We start from the raw sequence: 25,235 nt of genomic DNA, 5'->3' as shown, positions 1-25,235 counted from the left end.
TCAGCACTCCTCGGATGTCGGGTCGGTCATCGGGCGGGTGCCGCCGTCGGCCTCGGCGTGCTCGCGCAGCACCGCCAGCCGGTCGGCGACCTCGTCGACGAACGCGAGCAGTTCGGTGGCTTCGGCGGGGCGGAGCGCGCCGACCGTGGCGGCGTTGAACGTGTCGTCCACCGCGGCCAGGACGGCGGCGGCGAGGCGGAGCGCGTCCACTCGGGTCAGCCGCACCGGGTACGGGCCGGGGCGGTCGGGCTTGTAGTGGGTGTCGATCTCCACCAGGTACCGGTGCGCGCCGTGGTCGGCGTACACGGTGTCGGCGGGGGTGATCCCGCTGATGGAGTGGGCCTGGTAGTCCGCGACCGTGTCGATCCGGACGGTGTTCGCCCACCGTGTCGGGTCGCCGGGGTCAGGGCTCCAGCCCTCGATGCTGTCGGAGAACAGACGCTGGTCGTGCTCGGTCATGCTCAGCACTCCTTTCCCGGCCGCGACGTCGTCGCGGCCGGTCGTGGATGAGCAGTGGTCAGTGGTCACGCTCGAACGAGGTGTGAGCACAGCGGGTACAGCCGTAGAGGCCGGTGGACACGGTGAACGTCCTTTCCGGACCACCGCAGGCGGGACAGTCGGCGTCGATCGCCAGCACGAGACCGTCCACAGTGGTCTCGACAACGGCGTCGGTCGTGGTGTCGGCGCGGCTCATCGCGTGTGGTAGGCGACGGCGTTCCCGATCGCCTGCTGGGCGCGGAACGCGGCGTCGCGGGCGTCCCCCAGCCACATTTTCACCGCGCCGTACGCCTCGGCTGCTTGTTCGAGCTTCGCGCTGGCCTCCATCAGCGGACCGGTGATCTCGGCGGAACCGCCGACCTCGCCCATCACCTGCTGCACTTCCCCGGCCAGTGCGTTGAGTTCCTGGTCCGCCTGCCGCGCGCTGTCGGGCATCTCGGCTTGCGCGGCCGCCTCCAGCAGCCCGACCGGGACGCGGTCGGACATCGACGCCAGGTGGCCAATGATCTCGGACAACGAAGACATGGTGGTGTCCTTTCCGCCGGTGACCGGCGTACTAGTCGTGTATGCGGATGGGGCGGTGTTCGCCGTCCGGGCCGGGGTGTTCGAGGGCGGCCGGGAGGTGGTGGTGGCCGTAGCCGTTGCGGCGCAACACCAAGTGAGTTCTTGCGGTGGCGTGAGGGCCACGCGTGGTCAGCGACGACGGGGCGGGCGGTTGATCGTGGCGACCTTCGCGCGTCCGGCGGTGACGTGCTGCTGACCCCGGTAGCGGCCGTTCTTGTCGACCGTCGCCGCGTAGCTGACGCCGGTCGGCATCCCGTCCGGGCCGACCATGACGATGTTGATCGTGTCGCCCGGTTCGACGATGCCGGACATGTCGCCGATGGTGCGGGTCACGCGTCCTCACCGGCCAGCAGCGCCAGTTCCCGGCGCCAGTCGACGGTTTCGCTGCCCTCGGGCACGAGCTGTTCGGCCTCGTCCAGCAGCCGGTCGACGTCGGCGCGCGGCAGGCGCAGGATCGCGCGCCCCGACGGCGAGGTGAGTTCCAGCAGCACGTGCGAACCGCGGACCATGATCCCGACGTCGCCGTCACCGACCCGGCCGTACGCGCCGCCGGCCACCACCGCGTCGGTGAGCAGGGACCGGGCGAACATCCAGTGCACCCGGCCGCGGCTGCCGGTGTGCACGATCAGGGTGACGGCCCAGGGGTCGGAGGCGTCGTAGAGCAGCTCGGCGCCGGTGCTGGCGGTGACCTGCTGCAGGTCGACGGCCATCACCTCGGCCGTGGTCTCAACGATGGTGGGTAGCATGGGAAACCCTTCCTGTTGATGGCCGCCTCATGGGCGGCGTGGGTTGGTGGGAAGGCCCGGCCCGGTGGCGCGTTCTTGGCGGGATGAACCACCGGACCGGGGCCCTCTACGTGCGGGCGCTGCGAGACGTGCGCCAGGCTGACGGGCAGCCGTCTAGCCGTTGAGGATGCGGCTGGTGATGATCTGGCGGCAGATCCCAGCTCCGCAGTGGCCGTATCCGGCGTAGAGCTTCTTCCCCTTGCTGCCACAGCCGCCGTAACACACCTTCGGCGACACGGTGCCCGGATCGACCCTCTTCTTACGGTCCTTCGCCAGGAAATCGGCGGTCTTGTCCAGCGTTTTCGCGCTGCTCTTGAGAAAACCCATGACGTCCTCCTGTGATGTGGGTTGGTGGTGGTGCTCCCCGGATCGCGGCGCGTTCTTGGCGGGATGAACCGCGAACCGGAAGTCGTTGCGGGCAAGGTAGCGGCGCTACCAGCAGGTAACTGGGACTGTCAGTCCCACCTTCTTTAGTGAGGTTGCGGTTACTGTCAGTTTTGATGGGATGCGGGTGGCGAGATGTGCGGTGTGGCCAGACGTTCAGCGGCCGGTGCCGGTCGCTTTCCGGTACCGGCGCAGGGCTTCGTTCTGCTCCTCGGTGGTCGAGTTGTGCAGGGCCCGGGTCAGTACGGAAGACGCCCGTGCCGCGCGGGCCAGACCGTCGGGGCTGTCGATGTAGTCCTTGCCGAAGGCGTGGTCTTCCTCCGTGATCGCCGCCAGCAGCACGGTCACCTGTGATGCGCGAACTCGTTTCCCCACGACGTGTCCTTTCGTTGAGGTGGTGGGTGTTCCGGGTATCAGCGGCCGACGCCGGTCACGACCAGGGCATCGGCGAGGATGTCGGCGTGGTCGAACGCGAAGCCGCCCCGCTTCGCTGTCTCCAGCGCGTGAGCCAGCGGGACCCAGTGCGCGGCGGCCGCGTCGTCGGCCGCGATCGGCGCGGGCATCGTGGGCAGTACCGCGGCGTAGGCGACACCGACGTAGCGGCCACGTGGATCACGGCCCGGGGTGTCGTAGACACCGACCAGCCGCAGCGGCACCCGATCGAGGTCCAGCCCGGTCTCCTCGACCGCTTCCCGCCGCGCCGCCGCCAGCGCGGTCTCCCCGGAATCGACGTGCCCGCCGGGGAACGCGGCCTTGCCCTGGTGCGGGTTCCACCCGCGTTCGATCAGCAGCACGTACGGCACACCGGCGCGGTGGGCGAACAACACCACATCGGCGGCGTAGAACACCGGTGCGCGGCGATCCAGACGGGTCGCGACCCGACCCGCCAGCGCGGCGGCCCAGTACCTCACCCTCGCCATGACCTGACTCCTTTCCATAGTGGACAGTGCGGATTGCTGTGGTGCGGGGCCGGATCAAGCACCGGCCGGGGACAGCGGCGTCAGATACGGCCCGCTTGCCGCAAGACCCAGGACACGAACGCGGGCTGGGCACTGGGGTTTCGTGACCCGAGGAAGCCTTGGCGGCTCTTGGCGATGTCGGCGGGACGGAGTCCGGCGTCGTAGGAGTCCGCGATGCTGTTCATCGCCATCACCACCTGATGCAGCTCCATCCTGGTTTTGGAGATTCCTTCCCGGACAGCCCGGTGGCTGCTGTCGAAAACCGGTCGCACGATGTCCTCCTGAGGTGATTCGAGGGAAAGGAGCTGGCAGGAACGGGGTTCAGCGACTGGTGCGGCGGTAGGCGTCGGCGATCGCGGCGACGGTGCCGATGACGCGGTCGCTGTAGCCGCGGTGGCGGAGGTGTGTGGCCAGCGCGTCGAGGACGGCGGCCCGGCCGGCCAGGGCTCCGGTGGTGGCGTAGGTGCCGAGCAGGGAGACCGTCCAGTTGTCGGCCTCCAGCCCGTACCCGCCGAACCGGTAGCCGAGACGGTGACCGGCGGCATGTTCGGCGGTGGCGATCATCCCGGCCAGGTCAGCGGTCCAGAGATGGTCCTGGATCCGGGCCTGGACCGCGTCGTCGCCGGTGAGGCGGGAGCCGAGCGGCACCAGCTCCGCCAGGTAGTGCTCCTCGCCTGCCAGCCAGTTCAGCGCCGCGATCCGGTCGCACCCGCTACCGGCGGCGGGCAGGTAGTCCCTGATGATCCGCACCGACCGGCGGTCAGCGTCGCGGTAGGCGCGAGTCGCGGTCCGGATCGGTTCGTCGCGGCGGACACGGAGTCGCATCACGCCACCACCCGTCCGGCCGACGCGGGCGTCGTGGCCCCGGCCAGCAGCGCGATCACGTAGGACACGAACGACTTCTGGGCACACGGGTGCACCTGGTCGGTCTGCGGATCCCGCAGCGTGGTGCGCAGCCACAGGGTGAGTCGGGCCACCGACCAGCCCTGACGGCGCCGTTTCGCGATCGCGTCCACCAGCGCTTCGACGAACACCGCTCGCACCCGCGGTGCGCGGGTCGCGGCCTGCCGCGCGATCTGGTTCGGCACCAGCTTGATCGCCGTCATCGCCTGGCGGCGGGCCCGCATCCGGCGTGCCATGGCCTCGTCAGCCTCGTGCCGCGCCAGCATCCGGAGCTGCGTGGCCACGTCCCGGTACACGGTGGCGCGGCGGCGCATCACCGGCTCCGACGTGCCGTTGGTGACGACGCGGGCGTTGGTGGCCAACTGGTCGGCCAGCCGCTCGAACCGACGGGTCACCAGGGCCTCGGCATCCTCGGCGCGCAGCGGGAGCACCAGCGGGTTGCCCGCGGCCTGCTCCACCTCAACTGCGGCGAGCGACGCCAGATTGACGGCCACGTCCCGGTACACCGTCGACCGCGGCGACACGACCTCGTCCGGCAGTCCAGACGTCTCAAGGATCGTGGCGTTACGGGTCAGCAGAGCGGCCAGATCACGGAACCGGGTGGCGATCGCGGCGGCCGGGGTGGCGTATCCAGGCATGGCGGTACCTCCACAACAATGCGAGAAAGCGGGAAATAGAAGGAAAAATGAGCGGAGAGTCAGCTCAGAAACAGGTGTTCCGGACGGTCACCAGCAGCGGGATCAACCGCAGGGCCTGCATACCGTGCGGGCCGGGAATCTCGGAACGGAGCGCGGTCACCGTGGCCTCCAGCCACTCCCGGCACCGCGCGGCCGGCGCCGTCTTCGGCGGCATCGACGCGAACATGTCGGCGAACGCGGCCGGGACGAACAGGCGGGCGCCCATCACGCCACCTCGCCGAAGCCGTGAAGCTGCGCGAGCAAGTGGGCCGACGACTTACCCGAACCCGACACCCCACCGAGCGGCCAAGACGACAGCTCAACCACCGAAGCCATCTGGTCAACCACCGGGACAATCGTCGCCTCGAACTCCGCCAGCGTCCGCGTCTCAAAGTCGAATTCCGGCAGGTCGAACACCTCGTAAGCCGGGTCCGCCAGCAAATCCGCTACCGCGGCTACCTCATCGGCCGCCGCCAGTGCATCAGACCCGAGGTCGCCGAAGTTCGCTTCGATCCGGCGGCGGGTCGGTCGTGCAGTCCTCATTGGAAAGTTCCTCTCGGTCTTTGACTAAACTCAAGCTAGTTCAACCTAGTTCAATGGACCATCGGCCGTTCGAGTGAACTAGGGCAAGATGATTCATCGGGGTATCCTCGAAGCCATGGGCACCAGTGCGGGAAGAGCACCGTTCGAAGCGATCGCGGATGAAATCCGCGACGAGATTCGACGTGGAACTTTGAAGCCGGATGACAAGCTGCCGCCCCATCGCGAGCTTGTCGCCAAACACGGGGTCGCAGTTGGCACCATTCAGCGAGCCCTGCGACTACTGCAGGACGAGGGGCTTCTGGTCTCCCGGCCAACGATCGGGGTCTTCGTCAGCAACACGCCAGCGGCGAGACAGGAGTCGATCACCATCGAGCAGCTTGCCGAGGAACTGGCGGACCTGAAGCGGCGGATCGAGCAGCTTGAACGTCACTAGTTCTCGCCCAGCGCCCGAAAGAAGGCCACTAGGCCGTCAACGACGGTTTCACCGTTGTCGCGAGCATCGCCGACGATCTCAGCCGAGTCATGCGGGAACTTGATGACCATCACGATTACAGCGAGTACGACAAGCCCGAGAAGGATCTTCTTGGCAATGCTGCCACCAGACTTCATGGACATGACCTGGGGAGTGGACTTCCGGGGCATCGGGTGCTCCTCGTTGGCTCATCCGGATCTTGGTGTCGTCCGGCTTGACCTAAGAAAACCGCAGGTAATGGGACGCCAAAACCACGTTTCCAAGGTCACTTCAAGACGTCCCTGGCACGAAGTGTCCCGTCAAAACGTCCCAAACGTCCCGCGAGCAGGTAGAGGTGACCAGCCATGGCGAACGACCGACTAAGGACCGCAATGCTGGCCGCCAACCTCACGCCGGAGACGCTGGCAACCAAGCTGGATACACACCAGAAGACCGTTGAACGCTGGATCAGCGACGAGGAACGTCGGCCACACAGGCGGACCCGCCATCAGCTCGTCAGGCTGCTTGGGGTTCGCGAAGAAGACATCTGGCCTGAACTCGCGAGCGACCCCCGGCCAGCGGAGACAGAAAGCGAACTGTTTCACCTGTATGCATCTCGCTCGGCGATGACTGGAGCGATTTGGGAATCACTTCTAAACGGCGTCGAACGCGAAATGGATGTACTTGTATTCTCGGGCGCTTTTTTGGTTGAGCAGTACAACCTAATACCCCTAGTCCGACGTAAGGCAGCACAAGGAGCACGGTTTCGACTACTTGTCGGCGACGAAAAGTCACCGGCAGTCATCCAGCGCGCAATTGACGAAGGAACCCCCGGGGGACTAGAAGGACGCATTCAGCTAATGCGGCGATACCTATCTGACCTCTCGGACGTTGAAGGTGTTGAAATTCGCACGCATGGAACCATCCTGTACAACTCGATTTACAGATTTGATGACAACTTACTCGTGAACGGTCACGCACATGGAGCGTTGGCCGGACAGAGTCCTGTGATGCACTACAAGCAAACAGAGAACGGTCCGATTTGGCAGCACTACATGCGTTCATTTGAACGGATTTGGTTGATCGGCAAACCCGAATAGGAGCCTAAGAGTCACAATGGCACGAATTGACTACTTTAATGACCCGAAGGCTCCGGCCGCGAACAGCGTAGTCCCTTCGGTCACAGTTGCAATCTTCGACGACCAAGGCAGGATCTTGCTGATCCACAAAGTGGACAACGACCTCTGGGCTCTCCCCGGCGGCGGCCATGATGCCGGGGAGAGCATCACCGACACGGCAGTCCGAGAAGTCCAAGAAGAAACCGGGCTGGAAATCGAGATAGTCCGACTCGTTGGAACTTACACCGACCCTCGACACGTCATGGCTTATGACGACGGAGAGGTGAGGCAGCAGTTTTCGCTTTGCTTTGAAGGACGATGGACCGGTGGACAACCCCGCGAGGACGGCACCGAAACAAAGGACGTCCGTTGGGTATCCTCCAACGCCTTGGATGACTTAAATATTCACCCATCCATGCGACTTCGGATCGAGCACGCACTGGACAGGGAGCGCAAGACTCCCTACCTCGGTTGAGCATCAGCCAATCGGCACTCGGTACGTTCGATCGCCTTCTTGAGTACCGGGCCCGCTTTGATCCAGGTGCGGTGAACTGGATCTTCCGGGGCATACCGACGCAGAATTTCGGCAATCCGTTCATCATAAGTTAGGGACTCGCCAGCCGGACCTGTCGTGAGGTCTGCAGTTACGAGAGCATCGAGGAGCGCACTGTCTTCGAACGGAAATTCGGCAAGCTCTTCCTCCATGCCACGCTCCGCCGCTTCGAACCGCGCGCCGGAATGATGCGCGACAAGGTTGACCACCTCAGCCGGCCACCCTTGCGCCTTCAGGTAGCGAGCACCATCGAGCGGATGGAATTGCGTGTAACCGATCGCAGGGGCGTAGCCGATGTCGTGAAGCCAGGCGGCAGCGACCAACGTGGCCTGGTCCGACTCTTTGACCGCAGGTGCCACGACAGAAGCACGACGAGCGACGGCTTGAACATGAACCCACCGGCGCCCCAGTGGCTGTACGAGTTGTTCAGCGAGACGCCGTGCGTCATCGGGCAATCCCATGCCCGACGACGCTACCGGCCCCCCTGGCTCCGGGATGTACTGCATCAGTGCCGTCTCCCTCCGTGAGCATCAACATCGACCACGTCAGAGTGTCTAGAACCCTTTGACCTGGGGGAATGGCGCGGCGGGCGGCGGCACGCCCATCGGCAGTGGATTCTGTCGGACGCCCTACGCCTGCGATCCTGAACGCGAAACACCCCCGGACCGAGTGGGTCCGGGGTCGTGTGACTGCATCTCCTTGCGCTTGGACTACTTGCCACTTTCCCGGCCGGCCGCCTCAAGGAGGGTGACGATCTGCTGTAGTGAGGTGTTCACTGTGGCGAAACCGCGGCGCATCTCGTCACGGAGGTCGTTCTGGTCCTCACGCAGGGCGTTGAGTGTTCCCGTGTGAGCGCGCAGTTCCGCACGCACTTCGGCAACGTCCCGGTCCGCGCCAGCCGCGAGTACGCGCGATGCCGCCGCGTCGGCGGAGCGTTCGGCCAGGTCGGCCACCTGGCGTTCGAGACGGGCCACGCGCTGCGCCAACTCCTCTTCAGGCATGGTGCGATCGTATCCTTCTGCTCGCGTGAGTCGACGGTCCGCAGGCGATGACCCGTTAACTCCGACGGTGACTTTTCGTAGTGGTCGGCTGAGTAGGCTGACAGGTGGTGGACGGCGCGTTTGAGTGTCCATCGTCCACCACTCGACGCCACGCTCGCAGCGTCAAGAGCGGCCAAGATGTGCCGCTGAGCTGCACAAACACTCTTAATTCTACATTGGTAGATTTTCGGGTTTGCGGGTTTGGAAGTTTTGGATCGTATGTAAACCCGCAGGCATATAAGCAGCTCAAAGGAGGTTTTCCGGGTTTCCGGGTTTGCGGGTTTGTTTTCCCGGGTTTCCTAGGAGCCTCCTCGTATACGTGCCCCCATGAGTCTGCCTGGCGCTCGGATTGATCACTCTCTGTAGAGCGCGCCTCCACCTCCTGCCAGCTCGCCGTAGAGAGACGGCACAGGGGTCACGGATGCATAATCGAACACATGTCCGACTCGGCAAGGTCTCCTAATGTCCCGTATGGGCACGCGGTCGAGCCGCCCAAGCCCGTGTGGGTCGACCTGCGCCTGGTCTTCCCGATCGACGCCCCGCGGGAGTCGGTTCCAGACGGACTCGATCTGACCGAGACCGTGCCCGGGACGCTGAGCACATGGGCAGCCACGGTCACCGGGCACTGGGTTGGATGGGTCACCTTCCCGCTCGGTACGCCCGGCGAGGGGGCCACGTGGCACCGCCAATGGGTCCTCTCGAACGCGCTCAAGCCACGTTCCAGCTGACGCCAAGGTGCCGTCAGTTCCCAATGTGTTCCCAAACCCGCGTTGGTCAGCACTCCATACTCGACATATGCACAGGTCAGGACCCCTGTGCAAGTAGCACGCGGTTCAGCCCTCCGGAGGCAGGCGGCACAGGTGGGCGCCAGAGCTAGCCAGCTTCGCTACTTCGAGCGACAGCAAGATTGTTTCGAACGGTTTCCGTCGTGGGGTGTGTAGGCCCCAGAACCCGCTCGCAGTCGGTGAGAGTCTGCTGGTGCAGCGTGATCGCGTCGTCGAGTCGCCCCGCGAGGTGAGACCACTTAATTTACACCTGAGAGGCATCGCATTTGCATGCAGTGCAGTCTTGAAACTCGGTGAGATCTTCGCCAGGGATGCACTACAGAGGTAAGTGTTCGACACCGCGTTGACATCTGCGTCGTCCTGGTGAAAAATCACGACTTTCGCACTAGGAGGGGTCATATCAGTGCCATTGCTTGAGAGCGTTATTGCCGGTCTGATAACAAGGGCTGTAGGCGACCTTAGCGTTCGCCTCATGGGGGCTGCCAGCAAAACAAAAGGCAAAAGTGCCCGTCAAGACGCAGATCTGGCTTCTCGACTTGCGAGCGAAGATATTGTCGCTACCGTCGATGTGACCAATATAACTCTCGCATTGTCGACGACGATCGCCCCGGAAATCATTGTGCGGGCTATTGACTCAATTGAAGTCAAGTCTCTAATCCATGAACTACTGGCCTTGCGCCTGGTTGGCGATCCGGATCATCACGCAAAGAGGATTGAATCGAGTTTTCGGAGCTATTTATGCGCGAGGATAAGCCTGCCAGGCCAGCGCGAGGTTGACCGAGTCGCCTTGGTCCTATTTCAGTACATCAACGATCGATGCGCTGAAGTTGTGAGCGTGGTTTCAAAGGGCAAGAAAGATATCATTGAAAGAATCAAGTCTAACGCCAACTATTCCCTAATTCGAAATACGCTCAACGCGATTGAGCGCCACTGTGAAGCTTTAGCCGGTGGCGATGAAAAGAAAGCTGTCGAATTCGAAAAGTTTGTTGGCAAATATCGGAAGCAGGTAGTCGTAAAGCACGGAAGTATTGTACTGCCAGACTTTGAGAGGAAGCGGCGCTTTCCAGTCGAAGATCTATACGTTGACGCCCGCTTGATCTTTTCCCATGACGGAGAAGCAAGGTCTTCAACTCTCTCGAACATACAAAGAGGCATCGATAGAACTGTCATTCTGGGAGATCCTGGCGGTGGCAAGTCGACAGCGGCCGCAGTCCTCGCCCACAGGCTAGCTCAATCTAATGACGACTTGGTTCCATTCTTAATAATCCTGCGCGATTTCCCAGTGGGGGAGCCAAATCACCCTTCGATACTAGAGTTCATCGAGATGCGACTGAACTCCTTCTATCAAGTCAAACCGCCGCCTGGCGCCGTAGAGATGTTGCTTCTATCAGGCAAAGCTCAGGTTATCTTCGACGGTCTTGACGAGTTGATTGATACTTCTCGACGTCGAGAAGTAACGGATATAGTTGAGATGTTCTGCTCGCTGTATCCGCTAGCAAGAGTTCTTGTCACGTCCAGAGAGGTTGGATACCAAGAAGCGCCAGTCGATGACTCGACCTTCGACGTAATGCGAATCACTCGATTTTCGGATGACCAGGTTAGAGAGTACGTCAGCAATTGGTTTGAACGAGCCGCATCGGATGATGTTCACACACCCGCCGACCTGGCTCGATCTTTTATGGAGGAAAGCTCGGTTGTCTCCGACTTGCGGGGAAACCCCTTAATGCTATCCCTGATGTGCATCATGTATCGGGGGGAAAAGTATATACCCCGAAATAGGCCAGAGTTGTACGAGAAGTGTGCAACGATGCTCTTTGACAAGTGGGATAGCTCCCGAAGAATCTATGTAGATGTCGAAGTCGCACACCTCGTGGATGTCGCACTAAAGCATTTAGCTTGGTGGATATTCACGAGAGATGATTCCAGTGAGGGAGTACGCGAACACGATCTAGTCAAGGAAACTACGCAGTTTCTTCTTAATTCCGCATTCGAGCATGAGGCGCAAGCAAAGAAGGCGGCCCAACAGTTCATTTCATTCTGCAAAGGGCGGGCATGGGTCTTCTCAGACGCGGGTACTACCGCAGATGGCGAATCGCTCTACAAGTTCACGCACAGAACATTCCTGGAGTACTTCACTGCATATGAATTATCTCGCAGGTCGGAGTCATCTGAGCGGTTAGCACGTCAGCTGCTGCCGCGTATATCAAAGGGCGAATGGGATGTTGTTGCTCAACTGGCGGTGCAAATTGAGAACAAGAACCGAGCCAATGGCGCCAATCGAATTCTAGAGATTCTACTAACTGACAAGATAAAGCGCGCAGTAGAGGGTCGTGCGAACGTTCTAGCGTTTATCTGTCGATGTCTCGATTTCCATGTGCCTGCACCCCAGTTAGTTCGGGATCTCACAGCTCGCGTAGCCGCTCTCGCCTTCGAAAGGCGCGGGCCACGTGAAGGACATACCGCTCGACGTCCACTTAACTACCTACTCCTTATGTCTTCGCAACGATCTTGGGAAATTGTCGAAGATCAGCTGACAACCGAGTTTAAATCTAGAATTGAAAGCTCAAGCCCAGAGGTTCGAACATCAACATGGTTTATGCTCCTTGGTCTAGTCGACGAAACGATCGAGTTGAGGATCTTGCTGAGTAATCCAGGTCCCAATGAGCCGCGCTGGCTAAAATGGCGCTTGAATTTTATTCAAGCTAACTGGGATTCTTTAGAGCGCGAGGCATTCGAAAACGCAGCTCTTCGGGCAGCGTCGGTTTTTGAAGGATGCGAAACTATTGACAACATAACCAAAGTGCGAAACTCGTCCAATAGGGCGATTGATCGGTATCGTTCCATGTTCCACCCAAGCAAAAACGAGTTTTACGGCTGGGCTAGAGTGCCTGGAGCATACTGGATTCCATATGGCGCCCTGACAGCCTCCGGTGATCATGGCAAGCGATGCAGGGCGATGCTGCGCACCATTGGAATGTGGGGAAATAGCCTTCCCGAGCCTCCCTGGCTGACGGTTAAAGATATTGAGGAGAACCAGTTTCTCGTCGACGACGGAGTAGATTACTCGCACACCAGCCCGCTGGCCGATGATGAATTTGTAGGCGCAGCCTTGCTCGTGTTGCCACCGCTGGAACTTCGGATTCCAATTGATGTCAGGCTGCTTGATCCTGAATTTGAGGATGATCCAAGTCGGCCTAAGCGGAATAGGTTGCGCGCATTGCTGCTGGATAATCGCATCATGCAATTGGCAAAAGACAGGCAGCTCGGCACTTTCAATGCCCAAAATGCGGTCGGTATCGACGGCATGGCAGGCGAGCTCTTAAGAGCATGGGCTCGAAATGAAGTAAGTTTTGTCGCCACTCAGGGGCCGCAGATGGGACCGTAAAGCACCCTGACATCGACGCTTCTTGGTGTCGCTGGACCCTCTCTCACCCACGAAGTCGCACAAGGTCCCTGTCCGGCATGTTTCCGAACCTCACCGCCGGGCCAACTAGAACTAGTGGAGGCAGACCATTAACCACATTTCTGCCTGACGATCAACCTAGACATGTCCGCACTTACGCGAACGTCAGGGTCCCAGGTCCGGGTAGCCGGGGCGGTGGAGACCTCGCACCCGGCATTGAGCTTGTTCGGAGCCCAACGCCTCCGGTCGTAGCCGGGGGCGCGTGAGACGAGTCCTAAGCGTCCGTCACCCCCGCCTCACCCCCAAATCCTGACGACGTGCGACGTTCGTGCAGGTCACGGGCTACTTCGTGGTCGGATTCAAAACCCGTCCAGTGTGAGTTCGAATCTCACCGGGGGCACAGACAACATCCCCACAAGCTCAGGCGCGTCCGCGCGCCGGAGTTCGTGGGAGGGCGTCACGTCGGTGATCCTTTCCGCTACGTGAGTGATCTCCGGCAGCTGGTCTGCCGGGAGCTTGATCGTGATTGTCGCATGTTCGCCGTCGTCGTGGACCATGATGGCGAGCTGGACGGCTTCGAACAGCGCCCGTAGATACGGTTCTGGCGCTTTTGCGAGGTTGACGGCGAGATAAGGAAGCGCGTCGATCAGTGGCAGTTCATCGGCTGTCATACCTCGAGGTGTCGCCGAGTCCGCCTCGTCCAGAGCGGTGATCTTCGCCGGGAGTTGCTTCTCGTCCTTGGCTAGTTCGTTGTAGCTGCCCCGCAAAGCGGGCTGTAAGGGAATCGTCCGGGTCCCCTTGCTGTGCTTGCGTCAGGATCGATGCTTGCTTCTTGGCGATCTCTGCGAGCTGTCGCTGGATCCGGGCTCGTTCTTCCTCTCGTTCGGATGTGGCGTGATCATCGGCACCGGCCAGGTCGGCTTCGAGGACCGCGCGACGGTCAGGACCGAACACGCGGTCGGCGAAGAACCTGGCGACGGCGTCGAGCAGGGCGTCTTCTCGAAGGTAGAGAGCGTTCTCGTGGTCGGTGAACCTCGCGGTTGTTGTTGCTGGGCCTGCAGAGGTAGTAAGCCCGTTTGTGCCGCGGTACCCCGACCAAGCGCCTGCCGCATCCATGGAAGAGCCGCCCGCGGAATTATCGCCGACTCGGCAGCATGTAACTCGGCATCCCTTGGCATGCCAGCCGAGTGAAGGATCGACCACTGGATGTGGTCGTGTCAATGGGAAGGGAAGGAGTTGTCAACCGGAGAATAATCTGCGGGGTGAGCTCTCTGTCGTGCGGCACAAGATTTTCTGCTCAGCCCTCGGCGAGGTGGTGAGAGGCAGTGTGTCAGCACCCTGATTCCCCTTCGCCGCGGTGGTGGAACCCGCGGTCTCTCTCGGGCGGGCCGTTGCACTGGTGCCCGCCTCGCTGGCCACCGTGAACGTCCGCCCGGACGTCGTCTACCTGCCGGTCGTCGGCGCGATCCTGTACCGGACCATGGCGCTTTGGCCGTATGGAGAGGCGATCGCCCGGCGAGCACGGGACGGAATCGTGATCGGCTGTGTGTCGCGGTGACGACGGCGATCGCGTGCTACTTACGTCGCCGTGTCAGCAGGCGCGTGTGGCGAGTGATCCACCGCTACGACGCTCTGGTGGTGTACCTGACCGGGCTCTGGCAGAGCGTCGTCCTGGGCAGCGACGTGGCCGACGGTTCTGTGCCGCTGGCGCTGTGGTGGCTGCTTCAGGTGCCGCTCGTGGTCGTGCTGTGCCGGCGTATCCGGGAACGCGGCCTCGCCGCGCCCACCATTGGCGTGGAGCGAGGAGGGGTCCATCGCGTTTGGCGCGGCGCGCTACCGGTGCGGTTTCCACCTGCACCACGCCGCGCAGTGCGCCGATACGCTGGGTGAGGAAGTCATAGAGCGCGTTCATGTCCCGGCAGATGGCCAGTGCCATGATGTTCGTCGGTCCGGTGGTGGCCGGGTGGATGCCTCGCAACTAGAGTTTCTGACACGGAAATGTGCAGGTTTCGCCTCCCCGGAGGTGGCCGGGTGTTCACGAACGATTCGGTGATCGACGTTAGTCGGTATTACTTCGGCCCCTGCCGCTGATCGAGCCGTCCCGACGTCCGCTCATGCCGATGAGCGGCCAGTACCTCTTGGGTGCCGATGTAACACACGGCTGTTCCTGTCCGAGTGCCTCCGAGCCTCGCGCGGCCGATGTCAGGGTCGCGCTGGAACTGGGCCAAATTCGCCGCGGCCGCGGCCTCGGCGGGGCGATGCCGCCGTCAGAGAGGGCAGCTCTTCCGGTGTTGTTTCGGTCCGGCCGGTGTTGGCAACAACCACGGCGAAGTCATGGTGCGGAAGATTCGGCCGCGTCAGGCGGTCTTTTTCCGGCTGCCTTGAGCGGTTGCTCGTTCGGAGGCGGCCCGTCGTCACTCCTTCTCGGGTAAGCACCGTACTCGAACAAGAACGGGCCGAACTTGACCTTGAAGTATCCGTCCGTGGGGCCAGTGGCCAGATGGAGGCTGAGCGCGGTCAGGCAGAACAGGGAAAGGACCGCCACTAAAGTAATCACAGCTGTAGAAATGCTTGACGCTCCTGTCCTGCTTGGTCGTCGAGTTGAAACGCCGACCTGTACTCGTTGGTTTGGGGACGCCGGCGCCAGGTTGGCCAATCGCGGCGCCGCGGCAGCCTGCGTTGCTGTGGGTTCGCTGCCTGACGGTGGAATGCCATGCTAGGCAGTCGCTCGTACCGGTGGTATCGCTTGTGGACGCCCGACCATGGGCCGACAACCAACGGTCGACCAGCGGTACGAGCGGGCTGACGAGCGGTCGCTGCACGGGGTCGTTTCTGACGGGGCCGACAGAAGATCAGTACTCGGGGTCTTCCGTGGTCGCCGCTCGGAACAGACGTTCACGTACCGCTCGAGCATGTCGCCTGCTGATCGGCACATCACCGAGCTCTGTATGCGCCACCAGGCTTCCGGTGGGGTCGCTGCGCAATTCGGTGATCGCGCTGATGGCGGCGAGGAAGCTGCGGTGGGTGCGTACGAAGCCGGCGTCCTCCCACGCCTCGGTCAGCTGAGAGATGGACATCCGCGCCGGATGGACCCCGGAGAAGGTGTGAAGCTTGACGGTATCCCGGCAGGCTTCGACGAAGACGATCTCGCGGCGCTTGATGTATCTCGTGCGGCCTCGTGTCTCCACCGGTATCGCGGTCAAGGAGTCCGGGACGGGTGAGCGTGCCGGTTCGGTGGATGGCAGCGTCCTCATCACGCGCCGCAGTGCGGCGGCGACCCGGTCGGGGCTGGCCGGTTTGCGGAGATAGTCGACTGCCCCGAGGTCGTAGGCGTCGGCGGCGTGTTCGTCGTAGGCGGTCACGAACACGATCGCGGGTGGGTCGGCCAGCTTCGCCAGGAGGCCGCCCATGTCGATGCCGTTCATACCCGGCATCGAGATGTCGATGAAGACCGCGTCGAAGCGTGCGGTCCGGATCATGTTCAACGCGGTGAGAGGGTCGTCCGCGGTGCTGACCTCGGCGACTTCCGGACTCTCGCGAAGAAGCCGGGCGATCCGGTCGAGCGCGGCGGGCATGTCGTCCACTGTCAGCACTCTCAACCCAGGGGCCACTCTCACTCCTTCACCTTCCGCTGTACCCCTGGCATGAACTTCGGCAGCCGCAGGGTTACCTTGGTCCCTGCGCCCTCCGCGGTTTCGACCATCAGGGCGTATCCGCTGCCGAAAGTCTGCTGCATCCGGGCGTTAACGTTGCCGAGGCCGATGTGCTGGCCGGTCTTGTGCTGGCTGCTCACAGACCTGAGCCGTTCGGGATCCATGCCGAGACCGTCGTCGTCCACGCTGATCACCGCTTCGTCGCCCGAGTCGTTCGCAATGATGGTGACGGTGCCACCGCCCGGTTTACCGGCCAGTCCGTGCTTGACGGCGTTCTCCACCAGGGGCTGCAGGACGAGGAAGGGCACCACCACACTCAGCACTTCGGGTGCGATCTTCATCCGGACGCCGAGCCGCCCGGCGTAGAGGGCCTGGTGGATCGTCAGGTAGCGATCGATGTTCCGAAACTCCTCGGCCAGCGTGGTGAACATGCCGGATGTGCGGAAGGAGTACCTGGCGAAGTCGGCGAAATCCTGCATGAGCTCCTGGGCTGTATCGGGGTCCGTCCGGATCAGCCCTGAGATCCCGTTGAGGGCGTTGTAGAGGAAGTGCGGGGAGATCTGCGCTCGGAGCGCTTTGATCTCGGCGATCTGGAGAGCGTGTGCGGACTCGTCGCGGCGGCCGAGGTCGAGCTGGACGCGGACGAACTCTGCCACGACGTCGACCATCAGGCCCAACTCTGGAGTGCGACTCTTGGCGGCCACGATCAGGCTCCCCTGGGGCTCGCCGTCGACGATCAGCGGGACGAGCATCGTGACGCCCATTCCGCACGACCGGCAGGATGAGCTCGAAAGGTCGTCGTGCGCGACAACGGCCGTTCGTCGGTCACTGAAGACGGACTTGATGTGGTCGACAAGGTCGACGTAATGATGGTCGGCCGCGCCCGTCCAACTCAATAAGCCACCCTCAGCGTCAGCGATGCCGACAGCGACACAGTCCAGCAAGACGCGTAGCCGCTCAGTGAGTCGTTCGGCAGCCTCTTCCGAAAAGTGCTCTCGGACCGCGGATACAGCGTGCAGCAACTGGTACACCGCCTCTGGGGGAATTCCACGATCACGGCGTCCGCGGAAAAAGAACCAGATCGCGGCGGCGGCAGACACGACGGTAAGCACGCCAAGTGTGGCGACTGCCATGGCACCTCCCCGCGATAAGGATGTTCCATGCCCGTCACCGACGCAACCAAGCCCAAACGCCGAGCTGAAGCCGCCTCTACTTCCCTGGAGACCGGCAATGTCGACTTGCGATGAACGACCCGTTCGGGGGTGGTCTGACCCGCGGTTGACGGAACCTCACCGTCCCGACGCCGCTGTGTCGATCGAGCCGATCCGGTCGGGTCTGACGTTCCATGGACTCCGGCACAGTCGCAAGACGTGGATGATCGCCGACGGTATCCCCGAGATCGCCCAAGCCCGACGGCTAGGGGCACCGGCTCGACAACCGCATCGTCGAGACTTATAGCCACGTCGCTCCTGAAGTCGGGCGACGCTTGCTCCGCCGTCTCGAGCGCCGCTGGCGCAAAGCACACACGGCTGTCGGCCGACCGAATGCGCCACAGCCGACCGGATCTGCGCGAACGGTCGTTGACCCTCACTGCGCCGGGTTGGTGGGAAAGCAGAGTCAGCCGTCGCTCGGCGCGACCAGGGCGGTCAGCAGGCGGGGCAGTACCTGGGTCACGTAGCGGTTGTCGGCCCGGTCGGGCAGTTCGTCGAGGATCGCTCGTTCGAGCAAGGTCTCGTACAGCCGGACGATGGTGATGACGGCGCTCTCGGGTTCGACGGTCAGGCGCAGGCCCAGCCGGCCGAGCAGGTCGAGCAGGATCCCGGCGAGAGCGTCGTGGAACCGGCGTTCGGCGGCCGCGGTAGGTGCGCGCAGTTCAGGCTGGCGCAAGGCCTGCGCACGGAATTCGGCGTTGAGCAGGTACCAGGTCTCGTCCGCGGTCAGTGACTCCATGAACAGCGCGCCCGCCTTCTGCAGTACGCGCGTGACGGCGTCCGCGGACACCGGATCGACGGCTGTGGTGGCTTCGTCGACCGCCATGCGCAGCCGTTCGGCGCGTTCCTGCATCCGCACCTCGTAGACCGCGAGGAATAACTCCTCCTTGCTGGCGAAGTTGGAGTAGAAGGCGCCGCGGGTGAATCCCGCGCGGTCGCAGATCAGCTCGACCGGCGCATCGCGGATTCCCAGCTCGGTGAAGACGTCGTAGGCCGCCTCGATGACGCGCCGCCGCGTTTCCGCGCGCCGGCGGGTCATGCCCTTTGTGTTCCCGAGGCTCGCCCCGCTGGTCTTCATGCGGTCACCCTACTTTCCGCGGTCCACTCGGAGGAGTGATGCGATGCACTGTGCATCGGATACATCGTGCATTACGATACACGACGTATCCAACGTGGTCAGGAGTCCTCGTGTCGTCCTTCCTCTATCGGCTCGGCCGGGCCGCCGCCCGGGCGCGCGTGCTCGTCCTCGCGTTGTGGGTCGTGGTCCTCGCCCTGGCCGGCGGCGCCGCGCTGCTGGCCAGTCAGGGCACCGACGATGCCTTCGCGATCCCCGGGTCGGAGTCGCAGGACGCGCTGGATCACCTGGGCCGGGTCTTCCCCGAGGTCAGTGGCACGTCGGCTCAGCTGGTCCTCGTCGTTCCCGACGGCGCGAAAGCCGACACGCCGCCGAATCGCGCGGCGGTGGCGCAGGCGGTGACGCGGATCGGGAAGCTCGACCAGGTCGCCACCGTCGTGAACCCGTTCGACGAGAACGTCGACGGCGCGGTGTCCGACGACGACCGGGCCGCTTTGATCGCCGTGCCGTTGAAGGTGCAGCTCGCCCAGGTCGACCCGGCCACGAAGACGCAGCTCTCCGCGATCGCCGCCGACCTCGGGACCGCCACCGGCGCGAAGGTCCGCACCGGCGGCGACGCGTTCTCCGACCGGGTCCCGAAGCTCAGTCCGACGGAGGGCATCGGCCTGCTCATCGCCCTGCTGGTCCTGGTGCTGATGTTCCGGTCCCTGATCGCCGCGATCATGCCGCTGCTCACCGCGATCCTCGGGGTCGGCGTCGCTGTCGGGCTCATCTACCTCGCCACACTGGTCACGCCGATCTCATCGACCGCGCCGATGCTGGCGGTGATGATCGGGCTCGCGGTCGGTATCGACTACGCCTTGTTCCTGCTGTCCCGGCACCGCGATCAGCTGGGCGAGGGCCTCGACGTCGAGGAGTCGATCGCCCGGGCCACCGCCACCGCCGGCTCGGCGGTCATCTTCGCCGGGTTGACCGTCGTCATCGCCCTGCTCGGGCTGGCGGTGGCGGGCATCCCGTTCCTGACCACCATGGGCATCGCCGCCGCGGTCGCCGTGGCCCTGGCGGTCGCGATCGCCGTCACGCTGGTGCCGGCGCTGATGTCCTTCGCGGGCAAGCGATTGCGGCCGCGCACACCGAAACCGAAGCGGCGCCGCCGCAAGCCGCGGATCGCGCGCTGGTGGGTGCGCACCGCGACGAAGGCGCCACTGATCACCGTGCTGGTCGTGGTCGCCGGGCTGGCGATCTGCGCGATTCCCGCGAGTTCGTTGCGGCTGGCGCTGCCGGACAGCGGCACCGAGGAGCATGGCAGCCCGGCCCGCGACACCTACGACGTCGTCAGCGAACACTTCGGCCCCGGCTACAACGGCCCGTTGATCGTCACCGCCGACATCATCACCAGCACCGACCCGATCGGCCTGGTCGACAAGATCGCCGACGAGATCCGGCACGTCCCCGGCGTCGCCTCGGTCCCTCTATCCACCCCGAATCCCAAGGGCGACACCGGCATCATCCAGGTCATCCCCACGACCGCGCCGGACTCCGCGCAGACCGACGACCTGGTGGCCCGGTTACGCGGGCTGGAACCGCACTTCCTCGACACCTACGGCACGCAGACCGCGGTCACCGGCATCACCGCCGTCGGTATCGATGTCTCCGCCCAGCTCGGCAGCGCCCTGTTGCTGTTCGGCATCCTCGTCGTCGGACTCTCGCTGATCCTGCTGGCCATGGTGTTCCGCTCGATCTGGGTGCCGATCAAGGCCACCGCCGGCTACCTGCTCTCGGTCGCCGCGGCCTTCGGCGCGACGTCCTTCGTGTTCGTCCAAGGGCACCTCGCGGACGCCCTCGACGTGACGCACACCGGCAGCGTGATCAGCTTTCTGCCGATCATCCTCATGGGTGTCCTCTTCGGACTCGCGATGGACTACGAGGTCTTCCTCGTCTCGCGAATCCGTGAGGACTACGTCCACAACGGCGATCCACACCACGCGATCGAATCCGGGTTCATCTCGGCCTCACGCGTGGTGGTCGCGGCGGCGGTGATCATGTTCGCGGTGTTCGCCGCGTTCGTCCCCGAAGGCAGTGCCACCATCAAGCCGATCGCGTTCAGCCTCGCCGTCGGTGTCTTCGTCGACGCCTTCATCGTGCGCATGACCTTGGTGCCCGCGGTGCTGGCGCTGCTGGGCCGCCGCGCCTGGGGGCTGCCGCGGAAGCTCGACCGGGTGCTGCCGGTGTTCGACGCCGAAGGCGACGCGCTGGTGCACGAGCTGCGGCTGGCCGACTGGCCCGCGCCAGGCAGCACCGAGGCGATCAGCGCCCGCGCGCTGCGGCTGGAGGACGACCGGGGCCGCCCGGTCTACACCGGCCTCGACCTGCATCTGCCGCGAGGGGGAGTCCTCGTGCTGCACGGCACCGGCGCCTGCGGCAAGACCGCCCTGCTCTACACGCTCGCCGGGCGCGTCACCAAGTTCACCGGCGACCTCAAGGTGCTCGGCCGCGTCCTGCCCCAGCACACCCACGCCCTGCGCCGTGACGTCGCCGTCGTCCCGTGCCGGACCACAGCCGACGCCGCCCGGCAGATCTCCGGCGCCCTGCACGATGACGCCGGACTGATCGTCGTCGACGACGTCGACCTCGTACTGCGCACCGACGTCCGCGACCGGGTCCGCGCCCTGCTCGCCGACCGCTTCACCGACGCCGGTGAAGCCGCCACCTTCGTGCTGACCTGCCAGGACCCCGAGCGCATCCGGGATTTGCTGCCCGCCGCCGCCCAGTTGCGCACCCTCACCGCCGTCCAGCCCGCCGAGGTCTCCTGATGCTCAAGCCCTTCGCCGATTCCGCTCGCGCCCTCGCCACCGGGCCGCTGACCTGGCGCACCTGGACCGGCCTCATCGCCGTGCCGCTCATCATCATGGGCCTGCTCACGTGGGCGTTCTGGACACCGGAGGCCAACCACGGCACCGCGAAGGCCGCTGTGGTCAACAATGACGAACCCGTTCAGGTCAACGGCCAGACCATCCCGCTCGGCCGGCAGCTCGCGGGATACCTGACCCACAGCGAAGATTCGGCCTACGACTGGGTGCTCACCGACGCCGACGATGCCGCCGACGGCTTGGCCGACGGCAGCTACGCGGCCACGGTGACGATCCCAAAGGACTTCTCCGCCCGCGCCACCTCAGCTGCCACCGCCAAGCCCCTCGACGCCCGCCAGGCAGAGATGCTGGTGCGGACGTCCGACGCGGCCGGCGTCGGCGATCCTGGCCTGGCGGACCACATCGCCCAGGCCACGCAACGGACGTTGAACCAGCAGGTCGTGCAGACCTATTTGGACAACGTGTACATCGGCTTCACCACCCTCCACCGGCAAGTCGGCCAAGCCGCCGACGGCGCGGCACAGCTCGCCGACGGAACCCGTCAGCTGGACGCCGCCGCCGGGCAACTGCGCACCGGCGCCGACCAGCTCGCGGACGGGACCGCGCAGCTCGCCGCCGGCTCCGGCAAGCTGGCCTCCGGCCTCACCCAGGCCGAGCGGGACACCGCGCGGCTGCCCGCGTTGACCCGGCAGCTGGCCGACGGTGCCGATCAGGTCGCGGACGGCAACGAACAGCTCGCCGGTGTCGTCGTGCCGCTGGCCAACCGGATCATCGCCGCGATCGACGCCGTCCCGTCGGCGGGCAGCGCCGCGACGCGGTTCCGGCAGCTCGCCGACGCGTGCGCCGGCACCCCGGCGTTCTGCGGCGAGCTCCGGCAGGCCGCGAACCGGTTCACGACCGACGCGGCGAAAATCGACGGTGTCAAGGCGGCCGTCCGCGCCAACGCCGTGAAGGCCCGCGACTCCGTTCAGGCCCTCGCCACCGGGGCCCGCAAAGTCGCCGACGGCAACGCTCAACTCGCGTCGAAGTCCCGGCAGCTGGCCGACGGCATCGCCTCCGCCGCCAGTGGCGCGAGGCAACTCGACAGCGGCGTCCGGCAGGCGAACTCAGGTGCGCAGAAGCTCGCCTCCGGAGCCGGACAGCTGAAGAATGGTGCCGAAAAGGTCGACGACGGCGCCGGGCAACTCGCCGCCCAGCTGGGCAAGGGCCGTGACCAGGTGCCGTCCTACACCGACACCGAACGCGCGCACCTCAAGACCGTCGCCGCGGATCCCAGTATCGCCACGACCGACGGCACTCCGATCGGCACGTTGGCCCTCACGCTGTTCGCCGCGCTCGCGCTCTGGGCGCTGGCCCTGGCCACCTACATCGTCACCCGCGCCGTGCCGGACGGCGTCCTGACCGCGCGCGAACCCACCTGGCGGATCATCCTCCGAGCCGCCATCCCAGGGGCGACCGCGGCGGCCCTGGCGGCGCTCGCCATCACCGCGATCGCCGTCCCCGTCCTGAAACTGGGCGTCGCCGGCACCCTCGGCTTCCTGCTGATCGCGCTGCTGGCCGCCTCGGCGTTCGTCGCGCTCAACCAGGCCGCCACCGCGATCTTCGGCCGCGCCGGTCGGATAGCGTCTCTGGCCGTGCTGGTCCTGGCGGGCGCGACGGGCGTCGTCTCGACGCTCCCCGGACCGCTGTACGCCTTCGCGGACTACCTCCCGACCCACGGCGCCGTCCTCGCACTGCGTGCCGCGGCCACCGACGGCACCGGCCTCACGACCGGGGTCGCCCAGCTCGCCGCGTGGCTCGTGGTCGGCACGCTCGTGTCGATCCTGATCACCGATCGCCGCCGCTACCTGTCCGCCAAGAGCGTCCGGCTTCGCCACGCGCACCCGCTCGCCACCGTCTGACCGAGAGGACAGCTCCGCTGGGCTTCCCGCGCCTCGGGAGCTGTTCCGCCGAACCTCAGATCCGGGCGCGCGGATCGTGCCTGCCGAGCCGCTCGAGCAGCAGATCCACCTCGTCGCGTTCGGTCTTGGTGAGGGCTCGTCCCGGCTTGCGCTGGGCGTCGGCGGCCAGCAAGCCGCGCCGGTGCAGCACGTACTTGCGGACCGCGAGACCGATACCCGGCTGCTGCTCGTAGCGGATCAGGGGAAGGTGGGCGTCGAAGAGGTCGTGCCGTTCCTCGCCGGCCAGGCGGACGACGTCGACCAGCAGTTCGGGGAAGCAGTAACCGGTCATGGCGCCGTCGGCTCCGCGGTCCAGCTCGAAGTCGAGGAACAGGCCGCCGTTGCCGCAGAGGATCGAGAGGCGTGGCATCTCGCCGTCCGCTTCTGCCGTGCGCAGTGCGCTGACCTTCTCCAGGCCCGGCCAGTCCTCGTGCTTGAGCATCACCACCGACGCCACCTCGTTCGTGATCCGCCGCAGCACCGGCACGGACATGACGACGGAGAACGTCAGCGGGTAGTCCTGTACGACGATCGGCACGCCGGTACCGAGCGCGGCGGCGGCTTGGGTGTAGTAGCCGACGATCTGGTCGTCGGTCCGCAGGCCGGCCGGCGGCGCGATCATCACGCCCGCCGCACCCTGGGACATGACCTGGTCGGTGAGGGTGCGCATCGAGCCGAAGCCGGGTGCGGACACGCCGACGACGACCGGCTGCTCGGTCCGGTCGAGGACCACGCGGACGATCTCGATGGCTTCGTCGTGGGTCAGCTTCGGCGCTTCACCCAGCTGCCCCAGCACGGTCAGGCCATCGACGCCGGCGGCGGCGTAGAAGTCGACGAGGCGGCGGAGGGAGTCGAGATCCAGCCGCCCATCGGGGTGAAACGGGGTCGGCACGATCGCGTACACACCCTTGGTGGACCGGTCGATCAAGCTCATGGCGGCGCTCCTCGCGCTCAGATGCTGGGGATGAGGCCGCCGTCGACCCGCACGAGCGAGCCGGTGACGTAGGAGGCCGGGGCACTGGCGAGGAATGCCACGACCGCGGCGAACTCGGCGGGGTCCCCGTAGCGGCCGACCGGGATCGAGGCAATGCTCTCCTCGGCGACCTGGTCCGCCGATCGCCCTTCGCGTTCGGCCCGGCTTTCGTCGAGGGCGCGGACGCGGCCGGTGCCGATCCGGCCGGGGACGACGACGTTGGCGGTGACGCCGGCGCGGCCCACTTCGCGGGCCAGGGTCTTCGACCACCCGAGCAGCGCGGACCGCAGCGAGTTGGACAGGCCGAGGTTCGGGATGGGGACCACGACACCGGAACTGGCGCTCGTCACGACCCGGCCCCAGCCGCGCTCGCGCATGTGCGGGACCACCCGGTCGGCGATCGCGACCACCGAGAGCACCATGGACCGGAAATGATCGGCCCAGACGGTCGACGGGGTGCCGAGCACAGCGGCCGGCGGCGGACCGCCGGTGTTGTTGACCAGGATGTCCACCGGGCCGAGCTCGGCTTCGACCCGCGTGACGTTCGCGTCGATCACCGACAGGTCGCCGAGGTCCCACGCGAGGGACAGCGCGCGGCCACCTCCGTCCCGGATCGCCTCCGCGGTGCGTTCCGCCGCGTCGGCGCGGACATCGGCCACGGCGACGACCGCGCCCTCGGCGGCGAGCCGCCGGGCAGCCGCCCCGCCGAGCCCCCCGCCGGCGCCGTGCACCAGTGCGACCCGATCTGTGATCCCGAGATCCATTGCGCTCCTTCCGGTTCCCGGTCCACCGAACCGGTTCCGGCGCCGGGCGCGCAAAGACCAAAACCACGGCCCTCGCATAGCCGTTC

32 protein-coding genes are annotated in these 25,235 nt (G+C 64.9%); 8 read left to right on the top strand and 24 right to left on the bottom strand.

Going from position 1 to position 25,235, the window contains the following annotated elements; translation table 11 throughout:
- From L324_RS40115 to L324_RS40065, 13 genes are all read right to left on the bottom strand, one after another.
- On the bottom strand, positions 1-459 hold the full coding sequence (locus L324_RS40115) for a hypothetical protein (protein ID WP_037321458.1): 459 nt from the start codon (positions 457-459) through the stop codon (positions 1-3).
- A 58-nt stretch (positions 460-517) separates the two neighbouring features.
- Entirely contained in the window at positions 518-694 is a 177-nt protein-coding gene (locus tag L324_RS42950; RefSeq protein ID WP_161780912.1) for a hypothetical protein, read from the bottom strand.
- Positions 691-1,014 carry a hypothetical protein gene (locus L324_RS40110; RefSeq protein WP_152547151.1) on the bottom strand — a complete coding sequence of 108 codons (324 nt, stop codon included), beginning with the start codon at positions 1,012-1,014 and terminating at the stop codon, positions 691-693. The genes L324_RS42950 and L324_RS40110 overlap by 4 nt, the downstream gene beginning before the upstream one ends.
- A 177-nt stretch (positions 1,015-1,191) precedes the next feature.
- Positions 1,192-1,395: a hypothetical protein gene (locus tag L324_RS40105; RefSeq protein ID WP_037321453.1), complete on the bottom strand. Its 204-nt coding sequence runs from the start codon at positions 1,393-1,395 to the stop codon at positions 1,192-1,194.
- On the bottom strand, positions 1,392-1,808 hold the full coding sequence (locus tag L324_RS40100) for an SsgA family sporulation/cell division regulator (RefSeq protein ID WP_051174407.1): 417 nt from the start codon (positions 1,806-1,808) through the stop codon (positions 1,392-1,394). Before L324_RS40100 ends, L324_RS40105 begins: the two co-directional genes overlap by 4 nt.
- Before the next feature lie 153 nt (positions 1,809-1,961).
- Positions 1,962-2,174 carry a hypothetical protein gene (locus L324_RS40095; RefSeq protein ID WP_037321451.1) on the bottom strand — a complete coding sequence of 71 codons (213 nt, stop codon included), beginning with the start codon at positions 2,172-2,174 and terminating at the stop codon, positions 1,962-1,964.
- Positions 2,175-2,387: 213 nt separating this feature from the next.
- Complete coding sequence (locus L324_RS40090; protein WP_152547150.1) at positions 2,388-2,606, bottom strand: hypothetical protein; 219 nt, start codon at positions 2,604-2,606, stop codon at positions 2,388-2,390.
- A gap of 38 nt (positions 2,607-2,644) precedes the next feature.
- Complete coding sequence (locus L324_RS40085) at positions 2,645-3,151, bottom strand: NUDIX domain-containing protein (protein WP_037321447.1); 507 nt, start codon at positions 3,149-3,151, stop codon at positions 2,645-2,647.
- 80 nt (positions 3,152-3,231) lie between these two features.
- Positions 3,232-3,462, bottom strand: coding sequence for a hypothetical protein (locus tag L324_RS42650; RefSeq protein WP_152547149.1), 231 nt, complete (start codon positions 3,460-3,462; stop codon positions 3,232-3,234).
- A 49-nt stretch (positions 3,463-3,511) separates the two neighbouring features.
- Positions 3,512-4,015 (bottom strand): hypothetical protein, encoded by a 504-nt coding sequence (locus L324_RS40080; RefSeq protein ID WP_037321445.1) that lies wholly within the window; start codon positions 4,013-4,015, stop codon positions 3,512-3,514.
- Positions 4,015-4,731: a hypothetical protein gene (locus L324_RS40075; RefSeq protein WP_037321443.1), complete on the bottom strand. Its 717-nt coding sequence runs from the start codon at positions 4,729-4,731 to the stop codon at positions 4,015-4,017. Before L324_RS40075 ends, L324_RS40080 begins: the two co-directional genes overlap by 1 nt.
- A 64-nt stretch (positions 4,732-4,795) precedes the next feature.
- Entirely contained in the window at positions 4,796-4,996 is a 201-nt protein-coding gene (locus tag L324_RS40070; RefSeq protein WP_051174405.1) for a hypothetical protein, read from the bottom strand.
- On the bottom strand, positions 4,996-5,313 hold the full coding sequence (locus L324_RS40065) for a hypothetical protein (protein WP_037321440.1): 318 nt from the start codon (positions 5,311-5,313) through the stop codon (positions 4,996-4,998). Before L324_RS40065 ends, L324_RS40070 begins: the two co-directional genes overlap by 1 nt.
- Positions 5,314-5,428: 115 nt before the next feature.
- On the opposite strand from L324_RS40065, the gene L324_RS40060 reads away from it, so the two are divergent.
- The gene (locus L324_RS40060; RefSeq protein WP_037321791.1) at positions 5,429-5,746 is read left to right on the top strand and encodes a GntR family transcriptional regulator; all 318 of its coding nucleotides are present in this window, start codon (positions 5,429-5,431) and stop codon (positions 5,744-5,746) included.
- On the opposite strand, the gene L324_RS40055 is transcribed toward L324_RS40060, so the two are convergent.
- The gene (locus L324_RS40055) at positions 5,743-5,955 is read right to left on the bottom strand and encodes a hypothetical protein (RefSeq protein ID WP_037321438.1); all 213 of its coding nucleotides are present in this window, start codon (positions 5,953-5,955) and stop codon (positions 5,743-5,745) included. The two genes, L324_RS40060 and L324_RS40055, sit on opposite strands and share 4 nt — an antisense overlap.
- Positions 5,956-6,129: 174 nt before the next feature.
- Here L324_RS40055 and L324_RS42010 point away from each other — a divergent pair, with 174 nt between their 5' ends.
- Positions 6,130-6,864, top strand: coding sequence for a helix-turn-helix domain-containing protein (locus tag L324_RS42010; protein ID WP_081736628.1), 735 nt, complete (start codon positions 6,130-6,132; stop codon positions 6,862-6,864).
- A gap of 16 nt (positions 6,865-6,880) precedes the next feature.
- Positions 6,881-7,357 carry an NUDIX hydrolase gene (locus L324_RS40050; RefSeq protein WP_037321437.1) on the top strand — a complete coding sequence of 159 codons (477 nt, stop codon included), beginning with the start codon at positions 6,881-6,883 and terminating at the stop codon, positions 7,355-7,357.
- Here the strand turns inward: L324_RS40050 and L324_RS42005 are convergent.
- Together L324_RS42005 and L324_RS40045 are read right to left on the bottom strand one after the other, a co-directional pair.
- Positions 7,345-7,896 (bottom strand): HD domain-containing protein, encoded by a 552-nt coding sequence (locus L324_RS42005; protein ID WP_081736641.1) that lies wholly within the window; start codon positions 7,894-7,896, stop codon positions 7,345-7,347. The two genes, L324_RS40050 and L324_RS42005, sit on opposite strands and share 13 nt — an antisense overlap.
- Before the next feature lie 249 nt (positions 7,897-8,145).
- A complete protein-coding gene (locus L324_RS40045; RefSeq protein WP_037321434.1) occupies positions 8,146-8,436 on the bottom strand; it encodes a hypothetical protein in 291 nt (96 codons plus the stop codon).
- A gap of 476 nt (positions 8,437-8,912) precedes the next feature.
- On the opposite strand from L324_RS40045, the gene L324_RS40040 reads away from it, so the two are divergent.
- Positions 8,913-9,203, top strand: a complete 291-nt coding sequence (locus L324_RS40040; protein WP_051174401.1) for a hypothetical protein — start codon at positions 8,913-8,915, stop codon at positions 9,201-9,203.
- Positions 9,204-9,348: 145 nt separating this feature from the next.
- Here the strand turns inward: L324_RS40040 and L324_RS42000 are convergent, their stop codons facing one another.
- Entirely contained in the window at positions 9,349-9,504 is a 156-nt protein-coding gene (locus tag L324_RS42000) for a tetratricopeptide repeat protein (protein ID WP_081736640.1), read from the bottom strand.
- 228 nt (positions 9,505-9,732) lie between these two features.
- On the opposite strand from L324_RS42000, the gene L324_RS41995 reads away from it, so the two are divergent.
- A complete protein-coding gene (locus L324_RS41995) occupies positions 9,733-12,645 on the top strand; it encodes an NACHT domain-containing protein (protein ID WP_081736639.1) in 2,913 nt (970 codons plus the stop codon).
- A 377-nt stretch (positions 12,646-13,022) separates the two neighbouring features.
- On the opposite strand, the gene L324_RS40035 is transcribed toward L324_RS41995, so the two are convergent.
- Positions 13,023-13,430, bottom strand: coding sequence for a hypothetical protein (locus L324_RS40035; protein WP_037321432.1), 408 nt, complete (start codon positions 13,428-13,430; stop codon positions 13,023-13,025).
- Between the two features lie 590 nt (positions 13,431-14,020).
- Between L324_RS40035 and L324_RS43265 the strand changes: the two genes are divergently transcribed.
- Positions 14,021-14,221, top strand: coding sequence for a type 2 periplasmic-binding domain-containing protein (locus tag L324_RS43265; RefSeq protein WP_175583838.1), 201 nt, complete (start codon positions 14,021-14,023; stop codon positions 14,219-14,221).
- Positions 14,222-14,254: 33 nt separating this feature from the next.
- Here L324_RS43265 and L324_RS44190 read toward each other — a convergent pair whose 3' ends face one another.
- From L324_RS44190 to L324_RS40015, 4 genes are all read right to left on the bottom strand, one after another.
- Positions 14,255-14,575 carry a hypothetical protein gene (locus L324_RS44190; RefSeq protein WP_369094795.1) on the bottom strand — a complete coding sequence of 107 codons (321 nt, stop codon included), beginning with the start codon at positions 14,573-14,575 and terminating at the stop codon, positions 14,255-14,257.
- A 940-nt stretch (positions 14,576-15,515) separates the two neighbouring features.
- Positions 15,516-16,274 carry a LytR/AlgR family response regulator transcription factor gene (locus tag L324_RS40025; protein ID WP_037321427.1) on the bottom strand — a complete coding sequence of 253 codons (759 nt, stop codon included), beginning with the start codon at positions 16,272-16,274 and terminating at the stop codon, positions 15,516-15,518.
- A gap of 2 nt (positions 16,275-16,276) precedes the next feature.
- Positions 16,277-17,449 carry a sensor histidine kinase gene (locus L324_RS40020; protein WP_037321787.1) on the bottom strand — a complete coding sequence of 391 codons (1,173 nt, stop codon included), beginning with the start codon at positions 17,447-17,449 and terminating at the stop codon, positions 16,277-16,279.
- Positions 17,450-17,933: 484 nt separating this feature from the next.
- On the bottom strand, positions 17,934-18,605 hold the full coding sequence (locus L324_RS40015; RefSeq protein WP_037321425.1) for a TetR/AcrR family transcriptional regulator: 672 nt from the start codon (positions 18,603-18,605) through the stop codon (positions 17,934-17,936).
- Between the two features lie 110 nt (positions 18,606-18,715).
- Here L324_RS40015 and L324_RS40010 point away from each other — a divergent pair, with 110 nt between their 5' ends.
- A complete protein-coding gene (locus L324_RS40010; RefSeq protein WP_037321423.1) occupies positions 18,716-21,415 on the top strand; it encodes an MMPL family transporter in 2,700 nt (899 codons plus the stop codon).
- Positions 21,415-23,373: a YhgE/Pip family protein gene (locus L324_RS40005; protein WP_037321421.1), complete on the top strand. Its 1,959-nt coding sequence runs from the start codon at positions 21,415-21,417 to the stop codon at positions 23,371-23,373. The genes L324_RS40010 and L324_RS40005 overlap by 1 nt, the downstream gene beginning before the upstream one ends.
- A 55-nt stretch (positions 23,374-23,428) precedes the next feature.
- Here the strand turns inward: L324_RS40005 and L324_RS40000 are convergent, their stop codons facing one another.
- Positions 23,429-24,346, bottom strand: a complete 918-nt coding sequence (locus L324_RS40000) for a dihydrodipicolinate synthase family protein (protein ID WP_037321419.1) — start codon at positions 24,344-24,346, stop codon at positions 23,429-23,431.
- 17 nt (positions 24,347-24,363) lie between these two features.
- A complete protein-coding gene (locus tag L324_RS39995) occupies positions 24,364-25,149 on the bottom strand; it encodes an SDR family oxidoreductase (protein ID WP_037321417.1) in 786 nt (261 codons plus the stop codon).
- Positions 25,150-25,235: the final 86 nt, after the last annotated feature.

It is taken from the genome of Amycolatopsis orientalis DSM 40040 = KCTC 9412 (assembly GCF_000478275.1).
GTDB lineage: Bacteria > Actinomycetota > Actinomycetes > Mycobacteriales > Pseudonocardiaceae > Amycolatopsis > Amycolatopsis orientalis.
Note: the sequence above shows the minus strand (reverse complement) of the source record. Positions and strands in the feature narration are given on the sequence as shown.

Coding starts and splice junctions, on each gene's coding strand:
- L324_RS40115 (WP_037321458.1), bottom strand. CDS start 459: ATGACCGAGCACGACCAGCGTCTGTTCTCCGACAGCATCGAGGGCTGG.
- L324_RS42950 (WP_161780912.1), bottom strand. CDS start 694: ATGAGCCGCGCCGACACCACGACCGACGCCGTTGTCGAGACCACTGTG.
- L324_RS40100 (WP_051174407.1), bottom strand. CDS start 1,808: ATGCTACCCACCATCGTTGAGACCACGGCCGAGGTGATGGCCGTCGAC.
- L324_RS40095 (WP_037321451.1), bottom strand. CDS start 2,174: ATGGGTTTTCTCAAGAGCAGCGCGAAAACGCTGGACAAGACCGCCGAT.
- L324_RS40085 (WP_037321447.1), bottom strand. CDS start 3,151: ATGGCGAGGGTGAGGTACTGGGCCGCCGCGCTGGCGGGTCGGGTCGCG.
- L324_RS40080 (WP_037321445.1), bottom strand. CDS start 4,015: ATGCGACTCCGTGTCCGCCGCGACGAACCGATCCGGACCGCGACTCGC.
- L324_RS40075 (WP_037321443.1), bottom strand. CDS start 4,731: ATGCCTGGATACGCCACCCCGGCCGCCGCGATCGCCACCCGGTTCCGT.
- L324_RS40070 (WP_051174405.1), bottom strand. CDS start 4,996: ATGGGCGCCCGCCTGTTCGTCCCGGCCGCGTTCGCCGACATGTTCGCG.
- L324_RS40065 (WP_037321440.1), bottom strand. CDS start 5,313: ATGAGGACTGCACGACCGACCCGCCGCCGGATCGAAGCGAACTTCGGC.
- L324_RS40060 (WP_037321791.1), top strand. CDS start 5,429: ATGGGCACCAGTGCGGGAAGAGCACCGTTCGAAGCGATCGCGGATGAA.
- L324_RS40055 (WP_037321438.1), bottom strand. CDS start 5,955: ATGCCCCGGAAGTCCACTCCCCAGGTCATGTCCATGAAGTCTGGTGGC.
- L324_RS42010 (WP_081736628.1), top strand. CDS start 6,130: ATGGCGAACGACCGACTAAGGACCGCAATGCTGGCCGCCAACCTCACG.
- L324_RS40050 (WP_037321437.1), top strand. CDS start 6,881: ATGGCACGAATTGACTACTTTAATGACCCGAAGGCTCCGGCCGCGAAC.
- L324_RS42005 (WP_081736641.1), bottom strand. CDS start 7,896: ATGGGATTGCCCGATGACGCACGGCGTCTCGCTGAACAACTCGTACAG.
- L324_RS40045 (WP_037321434.1), bottom strand. CDS start 8,436: ATGCCTGAAGAGGAGTTGGCGCAGCGCGTGGCCCGTCTCGAACGCCAG.
- L324_RS40040 (WP_051174401.1), top strand. CDS start 8,913: ATGTCCGACTCGGCAAGGTCTCCTAATGTCCCGTATGGGCACGCGGTC.
- L324_RS41995 (WP_081736639.1), top strand. CDS start 9,733: ATGGGGGCTGCCAGCAAAACAAAAGGCAAAAGTGCCCGTCAAGACGCA.
- L324_RS44190 (WP_369094795.1), bottom strand. CDS start 14,575: ATGAACGCGCTCTATGACTTCCTCACCCAGCGTATCGGCGCACTGCGC.
- L324_RS40020 (WP_037321787.1), bottom strand. CDS start 17,449: ATGGCAGTCGCCACACTTGGCGTGCTTACCGTCGTGTCTGCCGCCGCC.
- L324_RS40015 (WP_037321425.1), bottom strand. CDS start 18,605: ATGAAGACCAGCGGGGCGAGCCTCGGGAACACAAAGGGCATGACCCGC.
- L324_RS40005 (WP_037321421.1), top strand. CDS start 21,415: ATGCTCAAGCCCTTCGCCGATTCCGCTCGCGCCCTCGCCACCGGGCCG.
- L324_RS40000 (WP_037321419.1), bottom strand. CDS start 24,346: ATGAGCTTGATCGACCGGTCCACCAAGGGTGTGTACGCGATCGTGCCG.
- L324_RS39995 (WP_037321417.1), bottom strand. CDS start 25,149: ATGGATCTCGGGATCACAGATCGGGTCGCACTGGTGCACGGCGCCGGC.